This window comes from Pseudobutyrivibrio xylanivorans DSM 14809 (assembly GCF_900141825.1).
In the GTDB taxonomy this organism is placed as follows: Bacteria; Bacillota; Clostridia; order Lachnospirales; family Lachnospiraceae; genus Pseudobutyrivibrio; species Pseudobutyrivibrio xylanivorans.
Window position 1 is genome coordinate 149,767 of sequence record NZ_FQYQ01000008.1, and the last position, 6,830, is coordinate 156,596.

Consider the following 6,830-nt stretch of genomic DNA (forward strand, 5'->3'; position numbering starts at 1 on the left):
CTATGTATTTAGATTCTGATATTCTCTTAGCATCTCCCATAAAGGTCGTAAAAAGCCTTTGTGGGCTGCTTGGAGTTATTTCTTTTTGGCAATCCATATTATTTACGTTTATACGAATTTTCATAGGCCTAATTATCGCCAATATCCTTGGCGCAGTTTTTGCTGCCCTTTCATATACGTCTATACGATTCAGAGAGTTTATCTCTGTTCCAGTGGCTGTTATCAAATCCACTCCAGTAGCGTCATTTATTATATTAGTGCTCATATGGATTCCATCCAGAAATCTTTCAGTTTTCATTTCTTTTCTGATGGCATTTCCTGTAATTTACACCAACATTTTACAGGGGCTTTTATCCATGGATGAAAAGATGTTGGAGATGGCACGGGTGTTTAAAATTCCTTTAAGAAGACGACTTCGTTTTATCTATATACCCGAAGTCATTCCTTTCTATCATGCCGCAGCAACACTTTCAAATGCCATGAGCTTTAAAGCTGGAATTGCCGCTGAAATCATTGGACTTCCACAGGGCTCTATCGGCGAAAGATTATATGAAGCCAAGATTTATCTAAACACTCCAGAGCTTTTTGCCTGGACTATAGTTATTATTGTTCTGAGCATAGTGTTTAATAGAGCATTTGCGTATTTTATTAATAGATTAATGAACAGGATTGAGGGCAGATAAATGGCTATTGAAATTCAAAATCTTACAAAGGCCTTTGATGGCCAAAAAGTTTTAGATAATTATTCTACCAGCTTTGAAGATAGCTCCTTCAACTGTATCATGGGAAAATCAGGTGTAGGCAAAACTACTCTCCTCAATATTCTTATGGGCTTGGAAGCCGCTGATTCTGGCGAGGTTAATGGATTAGCAGACAAGAAGATAAGCGCAGTATTTCAGGAAAATCGTCTATGCGATAATCTAACTGCATTACTTAATATTAGAATGGTTATCGATAAAAATCGAGGCGTCTCTGATTCTGAAATAATAAAATGGCTTGATAAAATCGGACTTGGTGCAGAAACCAAAAAGCCTTTGTCTGAATACAGTGGCGGCATGAAGCGACGAGTGGCCATTTTACGAGCTCTTTTGGCTGACTTCAATTTACTTATTATGGACGAGCCTCTTAAGGGCTTAGATGATGAAACCAAACAGCAGGTCATCAATATAATAAAAGAACTTACAAAAGAAAAAACTGTCATCATGACTACCCATGATGACAGTGAAGCTGAAGCATTTAACGCTAATATTATTTCTTTGTAAAAAACAACACCACCGGAATTAACCGGTGGTGTCTTTGATTAGCTCTTAGACGAGTCGTACATCCTTTTTATCTGAATCTCATATCTATGTATTGTGTGAATGTATCAATAATTCCAAACTCATTTGAAACTACTGAAGTAAATGTACCTGATGCAGCTTTAAGGTAAGTAAATACTCCACAAATTGTTGTAGCTGCCTCAGCCTTCTCAAGATTACCCTTAATCTTTCCAATAAATGAGTACTTTATAGTCTTTCCATCCTTGCCTGTGCCATTTGTAAATTCATATGATACGTCTACTGGTACAACATCCTGATAGTAAACATCTAAATTCTCTACTAATGAAACATAAACACATAAGGCTTTTTCAAGAGTATTATCAGCAATTGTTACCAACTCATCACAACGATTGATGTAATCCTGAGCTACTTTATACTGTTCAGCAATATCGTAAAAGTCTTCTATACCTTCAAACTCAGCACCGTTTAATACATAATAAAGATCATTCTTTTTTTCATAGAGTTTTTCTAGGTCTGCTTTGGCAGAGTCTAATGATTGTTTAACTTCATACAAGTTATAGTAAAGACTATCATATATATCCCTAAGTCCATGTGGGTCTTGAAGAGTCTCAAGCTTTTCTCCTGATTCTTTCTCCTGCTCAGTATACTTTTCATACAGTGCTTCATACTTTTTCAATTCCGCACGTAAACGCTCAAGCTTATCCAATATAGCTTCTAAAGAATTCTCATCTGGTGTTGTTGATGATAATAAATTATTGTATGTATCCTCAAGTTCAGATATTTCTCCAGCAATAGCACAACATATATCTGTTAAAGCAAAAATTTCACCTACAGCTTCTTCATGAAGCGAATTGTAATACTCCCATCCTTCAGTACTATTATCTAGTTCCTCTATGCCTTCAAGGAAAAAGTTATACTGCTCCTCATAAGCTGAAACCTTTGCCTCTAGCTCGGATATTTCAGCTAAAAGATTTCTATACTCTTCTGAATCAACTCCATGCTCCGCAATATATTCAGTTGCCTTATTATAGTTATCAACTACTTCTTTTACATTCTTTAACAACTGCTCATAACATGCTTGTATAGCTGCGTTTTTATTTTGAGCATCTTCTATTTCAGAAGCAGCTTTATCCTTTAATTCGTCGGCTCTACCTATAGTTAATGAACCATCTTCAAGGCTTTCCTTAACCTGACGAGCATCTTTTTCTAATTCTGTGACATCATTCTCGATATCCTTTAATGCCTCTTCAATTGCTTTAACTATCTCATCATTTGTAAGCTCTGTATTGCTTGTATTATAAGCCTCAATAACATCTTTCAATTTCTCGTAGCATTCACTAGTTTTTGTATAACCAGCATCGGCACGATCCTTTAATTCAGATGCTTCCATCTCAGACATTAATGCTGCAATGTATCTGTTTGACGCATCAATTACTGCATTGAAATGCTCATAATCTGAAGCAATCTTTACATCATAGCCATTCTTAATACCATTGAGATAGTTTAAATAGCCCTGCTGCATTGAAAGATTTCTAGCTCGCTTTGAAGTCGCCTTATTATTTTCAGAAATGAGTCCCTCGACCTCTCTGTACTCAGCTTCCATTTCTTCATAGTTGTTTTCAGCCAACCACTTATTATATTGATCTTGCAGTTCAACAAGCGCCTTATACTTTTCTTCAACAGCTTTTGTCTGTGTATTATATCTATTCTTTAACTGCTGATAGTGATCCTTCGAATTTCTTAATTCCTGAGAGCTTTCGTTAACACGCTGACTTACATTATTGAAATTCTCAAGTTCAGCCTCATATGCGCTGATATCTGTACTATACTCAGACTCGTTAACATCTGCTGTAATATCATTTAAATGAGCAGCTGCTTCCTCTAAACGTGCTTCGGCCTCCCTAAGCTCTTTCATAACCTCATTGAGATTAGCAATCGCCTGAGCATAGTCTTTTCCCTGACCTATTATTTCATCAGAAAGTCCGAATAGTTCTTTATTAGCATAGCTGATTTCTTCGCGTAAATTTACCAATTCAGAATTATATCTGTATGATTCGTCTTCATAATTGTTTATACGCTCAATCAGCTCGCTGTATTTTTCATTGAGTTCCTGACCATATTCTACTAATCTGTCGTACTCTGCCTGTGTCTGTGCAACCATTTCCTCGCAGTCAGTAACTTCATCACAAACATCTTTGTAACCTTGGGAATCTTTTCCCTGTGAATTACTAAATTCCTCATGTTTGTCTGTGGCGTCCTCTACTGTATTATTCACAGCAGAAATCTTGTCCTGAGTGTTTTCAGCAGCTTCTACTTTTTTGGCATCATCTTCTAAATCATAACCATTTGCTGCTTCTGTGAATTCTGTTTTAGCATTTTCTGTCTCAGAAGTTACAGTTTCATAAATTGAATCAACTGTTTCCTTCTTCTCCTGTGCCTGCTCCATTACAGCAGTGCCACCATTCATAATTTCAGTGGCAGAATCAGGTGTAAGGTTTCCCTTCTCAACCCCGTCTTTTGCCTGATTAAGATAGCTTTCTTCTGCAACGGCGTCTCCTTCAATTACACCTGTTGCGTCCTCCATTGTCTGGAGAGAATTTTCAGAAATCTGACCTTCCTTGGCATCATTCTCCACTGTTGTTAAAGACTGTTCATCTACATCTTTAACTTCAGCCGCAAGTGTGCTTGTAGAGTTAATTGCGAATCCCGCAGCAATTGTTCCACTTACAAAAAGTGCTCTGACAAGCTTCCTTCCGAATCTTTTCATTCTCCCTTACCTCCTTGTAAATTATAGGACTAAATTATAATAATATGAATTAAACTACTAATTCAATATATGTACGTAATAAAGTGTAATTTTACCTAAAAATCTTTAACAAAAAAGTCGCCCTGCCAATAATCTACACTGACAGGACGACCTTTAGTTTCCTAAATTAATTTTGCTATTAAATTAATCCTACGAATCCGCACACAAGCACGATAATACCAAGGACGATACGGTACCATCCGAACACCTTGAAATCGTGCTTTTTGATGTAGTCCATAAGGAACTTGATAACAAACATAGATACAACAAAAGCTACAACCATACCTACAACAAGGATAACTGCTTCCATTGGTGTGAAGCTGAGGCCAAACTTAACAATCTTAAGAAGGCTGGCGCCAAGCATTACGGGAATTGCAAGATAGAATGTATACTCTGCTGCAACTGTACGTGCCACACCGATAATAAGTGCGCCAACGATTGTTGCACCTGAACGTGATGTACCTGGAAAGATAGCTGCAATAAGCTGGAACATACCAATTAAAAATGCTGTTGTGTATGTGATATCTGCTACTGAATTAATCTTTGCATTGTGTCCATGCTTCTTTGTCTCAACAATGATAAATGCAACACCAAATACAATAAGCGCAAGTGCTACACAAGTTGGATTATAGAAAAGCTCCTCGAATAAATCATCCCAAAGAACACCTACGATGGCTGCTGGAACACAAGAAACTAAGATGTGAAACCAGAGAACAAAAATATCTCCCTTAATCCATGCACCGATACCATTCTCGCTAAGAGGTGCTCTATTGCCCTTCTTACCAAATGGCCAAATCTTATTCCAAAAAATAATTACTACTGCAAGAATAGCACCAAGCTGAATAACTACCTGGAACATGCTGTAAAAGTCCTCAGATACATTGAGCTTTACAATCTCATCTAAGAGAATCATATGACCTGTACTACTAATTGGGAGCCACTCAGTGATTCCCTCAACTATACCAAATAAAATCGCTTTTAATATTTCTATCATGATTTTCCTCCTAAAAAAAGCTGTCGGATTTTTCCGACAGCCTTTATCATACTACAAGGTATTTCCTTCTACAACCTTTTCTTGCCACCCATTGGTGTGGCGTCTGGCCTCCATTTCTCGTTCCGCCTCTTCCAGCTTTGTCTGCATGATAGCATTGTTTAGCTGAAGCATCTTAGTATCCATCATAGATACGATTTCAGAACATTCACGAAGATCCTGACTAATATAATCTGGTGCGTTACCTTCGAACTTGTAATAAATCTTGTGCTCCAAGCTGGCCCAGAAATCCATTCCTATGGTACGAATCTGAATCTCTACCTTAGTATCTACAGTCTTATCTGACAAATAGATAGGAATAGTAACAAGCATATGATAGCTCTTATACCCAGATTCCTTAGGATTTTTAATATAATCCTTAATGGAAACTACAGTAACATCTGTCTGACGTCCAATCATCTCGGCTATCTGATAAATATCCGAAGTGAATGAACAAACAATACGCACACCTGCAATATCATTACAATGCTCAATCATGCTAGGTATTGAAACCTCATAACCATTTTTCTTGAGCTTTTTAACAATACTCTCTGGCGTCTTTACTCTTGTCTTGATGTACTCAATTGGATTATATTGACGTACCTGCTGGAACTCATCATTAAGAATTTCAACCTTGGTACGAACTTTTTTAATTGCTGATTCATAAAGTAACATGACGGTGTTCCAAGAGTTCACACCATCATCTGGAAACATACTCAAATCCAAACTGAATCACCTCCCCGTATTTCTTTACGTATACATTATACCACATTTCTCCGCAACTATTTATTAAGTCTTTCTTAAATCTTGTTGTTTAATTGTTTTATTGATTTTAATAAAGATAAGTTTATCTCAGAGGTTTAGTATATGGCTGAACCTTTTTTTATTTTCACACTGCTTGATACAGCATATCAGCTCAGTCTCAAAGTCAATGCTGCCCTTCGGCGCTTCGCGGCATTGACATCTCGACTTTTTGCTGATATGGGTTAATCAAGCAGGGATGAAAATGGGATTGTGGCAGAGCCACACTACATATTTAGAACTGGGACAATTATTTATATAAAAAATACAGATAGATTTTTAATTTTACCATCTATTGGTAAATATATTGATATAGGTAGTAGGAAAAATGAGAGTTTTACTACCTGAAAAGATTTTGCTTTTAGAGATAGTAGTTTTTGATTTACAAACTACCTATTTTGATAATTCTTGCTGAGGTAGTAAAAAATTACTACCTGTATTCATTTCCTTATTACAGGTAGTAGAAAATTCCCCCAAATGTACTACCTTTTCAAATTAGTAAGCCACAGGTAGTAGTTTTTGAATTAAAAAATACTACCTATATTGATATTTTTTCTTAAGGTGGTAAAAAGTTACTACCTGTGTTCATTTCTTGTATATAGGTAGTAGAATATCTAAAAAAATTTACTACCTTATCAAATTAGTAGGTCTCAGGTAGTAAATGCAATGGGCTTTGCCACAGTCCTATTTTTTTTTGAGCTTGTTTGCCTAGTATCTGCCAAAAGAGGCGCTGTCAAGAGACGGCGAAGCCGAGCCGCCAGGCCTTGCACTTGACTGGGACTCTTGGCAGATAGAATGAACAAAGCTCAAATAAAAAGAGGTTTAGCCAAAGACTAAACCTCTGAGTTAATCATATCCCTATTGCCATAAATGCTGAGTATCATACGCGTGTGGCCAGTCGGAAGTGAGTAGC

The 6,830-nt window shown here is 36.8% G+C and carries 5 protein-coding genes; 2 read left to right on the forward strand and 3 right to left on the reverse strand.

All coding sequences use genetic code 11. The features are described 5' to 3' along the window. Window positions 1-2 precede the first annotated feature (2 nt). Together BUA88_RS08230 and BUA88_RS08235 are read left to right on the forward strand one after the other, a co-directional pair. On the forward strand, window positions 3-683 hold the full coding sequence (locus BUA88_RS08230; RefSeq protein WP_330390235.1) for an ABC transporter permease: 681 nt from the start codon (window positions 3-5) through the stop codon (window positions 681-683). Then, window positions 684-1,262 carry an ATP-binding cassette domain-containing protein gene (locus tag BUA88_RS08235; protein WP_072915790.1) on the forward strand — a complete coding sequence of 193 codons (579 nt, stop codon included), beginning with the start codon at window positions 684-686 and terminating at the stop codon, window positions 1,260-1,262. A 67-nt stretch (window positions 1,263-1,329) separates the two neighbouring features. Here the strand turns inward: BUA88_RS08235 and BUA88_RS08240 are convergent, their stop codons facing one another. The 3 genes from BUA88_RS08240 to BUA88_RS08250 form a co-directional block, all read right to left on the reverse strand. Further along, entirely contained in the window at window positions 1,330-4,047 is a 2,718-nt protein-coding gene (locus BUA88_RS08240) for a coiled-coil domain-containing protein (protein ID WP_072915795.1), read from the reverse strand. 178 nt (window positions 4,048-4,225) lie between these two features. Continuing rightward, window positions 4,226-5,080 (reverse strand): undecaprenyl-diphosphate phosphatase, encoded by an 855-nt coding sequence (locus BUA88_RS08245; RefSeq protein ID WP_072915799.1) that lies wholly within the window; start codon window positions 5,078-5,080, stop codon window positions 4,226-4,228. Window positions 5,081-5,131: 51 nt separating this feature from the next. Continuing rightward, the gene (locus tag BUA88_RS08250; protein WP_072915802.1) at window positions 5,132-5,830 is read right to left on the reverse strand and encodes a GTP pyrophosphokinase; all 699 of its coding nucleotides are present in this window, start codon (window positions 5,828-5,830) and stop codon (window positions 5,132-5,134) included. Window positions 5,831-6,830 lie beyond the last annotated feature (1,000 nt).

What these genes read in the sequence shown, in the direction of transcription:
- BUA88_RS08235 (WP_072915790.1), top strand. Translation starts at nt 684, where the DNA reads ATGGCTATTGAAATTCAAAATCTTACAAAGGCCTTTGATGGCCAAAAA.
- BUA88_RS08230 (WP_330390235.1), top strand. Translation starts at nt 3, where the DNA reads ATGTATTTAGATTCTGATATTCTCTTAGCATCTCCCATAAAGGTCGTA.
- BUA88_RS08240 (WP_072915795.1), bottom strand. Translation starts at nt 4,047, where the DNA reads ATGAAAAGATTCGGAAGGAAGCTTGTCAGAGCACTTTTTGTAAGTGGA.
- BUA88_RS08245 (WP_072915799.1), bottom strand. Translation starts at nt 5,080, where the DNA reads ATGATAGAAATATTAAAAGCGATTTTATTTGGTATAGTTGAGGGAATC.
- BUA88_RS08250 (WP_072915802.1), bottom strand. Translation starts at nt 5,830, where the DNA reads ATGTTTCCAGATGATGGTGTGAACTCTTGGAACACCGTCATGTTACTT.